Here is a 3,112-nt window from a genome sequence, read left to right as displayed (position 1 = left end):
ATCCCCAGCGGTTCACCCGCACACCCACGCTACCCAAGCTGCCGGCCGCCGCCTGGATCAACAAACCTACCGACGAGACAGACAAGCAGCAGGTCACCGACCAGGAGGACCTCGCCTAGCTAACGTCACAGCGCCCGTGTCTCAGTTGACTTGACACCTTCCGGTCGGCCAGTTCCACCGCGAATGTCATCGGGCCCCAACCGTTCCCCTGGCAGTACGTGGGCTTACGACGGACGCGCCAGCGGAGTACGGCGCCATCGACGGTGATGTGCCGCGAGCCCTTCTTCGGGATCGCCATGAAGCCACCTCCTGCTCTATTCCGTCACTGTTCCGTGGTATGGCCGAGAGCAGCGAGAAACGATGAGAGCCAGCCGCAACCATAGCCCCAGCTCAGCCTCCTGATCGACAGGTTTCCTCAAGTGGACGGGCAGGGCATCGGAGATCACCCAGATCTACGAGGGACTCTCCCACAGGATGACGCGGTACTCGTCGCTCTGGTTGCGGGACATACGAGGGACGATCTTGTGTGTCTCGGACTGCCCATAGGCCGTTTCCCCAGCTCAGCCCGCTTAGGAGCCCGGAGTAGCGCGCGCACTCCTACAGCGTGTGCTCATCGTGACGCTGCGCACGTCCGGAGAAGGACACGATAGATAACAGGTTTGCCATGATCTGATTCCTTTATGGCGATTGGGTCATTCTTGAGGAGTGACAGGACCTTCTTCTCAGCAGGCGCCTGGGCCGGGCCGGCGTCTATGGTCGCGCTTATTGGTCTGGTCAGCGGCGGTTGCATCGCTGGCGTTGCTGGCGGTGGGACTCGTCGCCTTCTTCGCCGCCTCGGAGCAGGGCCCCAGCCTGCTGCTGGATGTGCTAGATAAGCGGGCCAGCGTGATCAGCATGTTTGTCGGTATCGCTGGCCTGTTGGTGGCCGGGGTAGCGCTATGGGCACAGTTTCGCTCACCCCTTCCTCCTGCCCGGCCGAACGTGGGCGCCGCGACGAGCAAGGTGTCTTCCTCAGAACCGGATTCGACCGCGGTTGGCATGATGTCGGGCGGCATGGTAGTAGGGCACGCCTCTACGGGTTCGGCGCGGGTGAGCGGTCCTGCAAGTGCGTCAGCCCAAGGGGATCGCGCAGCCGCGATCGGCGGCGACAGTTCTGGCGCAGTGAGTACCGGCGATGACACCGTCACGGTTGGCGGGGTGTTCACCGCCCCAGTGACCGTAGCCCGCAACCTCACCCTGCATACCTCTGGCGCAGCCCCGCAGGCCCTGGCGGGTCTGCCGGCTGCTCCTGTTGGCTTCGTTGGCCGCAGCGACACCCTTGAAGAGGTGTTGGCATTCCTGACGCCCACCCGCGGGGACGAACCAGGATTAGTGGTGTCGGCGGCGTTGGCTGGCATGGCCGGGATCGGCAAGACCGCCCTGGCATTGGTCGCCGCCCACCAGGGGATACGGAAGGGCTGGTTCGGTGGAGGAGTCTTCTTCGTCGACCTACGCGGCTACACCCCTGACTCCACCGAACGGGTACAAGCCGCCGCCGCGGCTAGCCAATTGCTACGCGCGATGGGCATCCGCGACGCCGAGCTACCGCCCACCGATCAGGAACAATTGAGCCTGTATCGGTCGGTGCTGGCCGAGCGGGCCCGGCAGCAGCTGCCGGTACTGGTCGTGGCGGACAATGCCGCTGTCACCGGCCAGGTGGAACCGCTGCTGCCGGCCCAGCCGTGCCATCGGCTGCTGATCACCTCCCGGCACACCCTGACCCTGCCGACCTACCTGATCGACCTGGCCGTCCTACCCGAGGCTGAGGCTCTCGACTTGCTGCATACCGCCCTACAGGTGAGTGCGCCCGACCAACGGGCCCACGCAGAGCCTGAGCACGCAGCGGCAATCGTCCGGCTGTGTGGCGGTTTGCCGCTGGCGTTGCAGATCATCGGCGCTCTGCTGCGCGCCGAGCCTAGGCGCCGGTTAGCCGACATGGCAGCCGAACTCATCGACGCCCGCCAGCGGCTGGACGCCTTGGACAGCGGCGACCTCGACCAGCACGGCCGACCCGTGGGCGTAGGGGCGGCTTTCGACCTGTCCTACAACCACCTCCGATCGGACCAGCCAGCACAAGCCCATCTGTTTCGCCTGCTGCCCCTCAACCCCGGCCCAGACATCTCCATCCAAGCCGCCGCCGCCCTCACCGGTTCACCCGAACCACTCGTCCGCCGCCAGCTGGCCGCCCTGACCCGCGCCCATTTGCTCACTGCCCCAGACGCCTCGCGCTGGGGCATGCACGATCTGATTCGCCTCTACGCCGACCACCACGGACGTGCCCAAGCAATCAACGACGAGCGAGAGAAAGCACTGGACCGGCTGCTGGACTTCTATCTGCGCACCGCCGAAGCCGCCGATAACCACCTACACGCCCCGCCCGGACAGCTCGTCTCTAGCCACTCCACCGGACGAGATGCCGCATTGGCGTGGCTCGATGCCGAACGTGCCAACCTGGTCGCTGTTGTAGGCGTCTCTGCCGCCACCGGACGACACCATGTCGCCGCCCACCTGGCAGCTTCCCTCAACATGTATCTATCCCGCCGTCGCTTGCTCGACGATTGCTTAACCGTCAACACCATTGCTGTAGCCGCTAGCAAGCATCTCGGCGACCCTCATGACGAAGGTCGGACGCTGAACAGCCTGGGCATCGCCCTACGTGAGGTGCGCCGCTTCGACGAAGCCATCACCGCCCACCAAACCGCCATCACCATCTACCGCAACCTCAGCGACCACTACGGCGAAGGCCGGGCACTGAACAGCTTGGGCATTGCCCTACGCGAGGTGCGCCGCTTCGACGAAGCCATCACTGCCCTCCAAACCGCCATCACCATCTACCGCAACCTCTGCGACCACCATGGCGAAGCCGGGGCATTGACCAACCTCGGCAACACGCTGCAAGGGGTGCGCCGCTTCGACGAAGCCATCACCACCTACCAAACCGCCAACTGACAATCCCCTCGAACCGTTGAGACTCGGATAGATCATTTTCGGCTTTTAGGATCTTGCTCGGTTGTCGCCTCACGCGCCGCGCGCTCGCCGGGTCAGGCCTGGGCCTGACCGCTGTCGCTGAGCC

At 64.9% G+C, this 3,112-nt stretch carries 1 protein-coding gene; it reads left to right on the top strand.

The features are described from left to right. Positions 1–765 precede the first annotated feature (765 nt). On the top strand, positions 766–2,988 hold the full coding sequence (locus EJK15_RS68475; protein WP_138720800.1) for a tetratricopeptide repeat protein: 2,223 nt from the start codon (positions 766–768) through the stop codon (positions 2,986–2,988). Positions 2,989–3,112 lie beyond the last annotated feature (124 nt).

The organism is Nonomuraea basaltis (assembly GCF_005893125.1).
In the GTDB taxonomy this organism is placed as follows: domain Bacteria; phylum Actinomycetota; class Actinomycetes; order Streptosporangiales; family Streptosporangiaceae; genus Nonomuraea; species Nonomuraea basaltis.
Note: the sequence above shows the minus strand (reverse complement) of the source record. Positions and strands in the feature narration are given on the sequence as shown.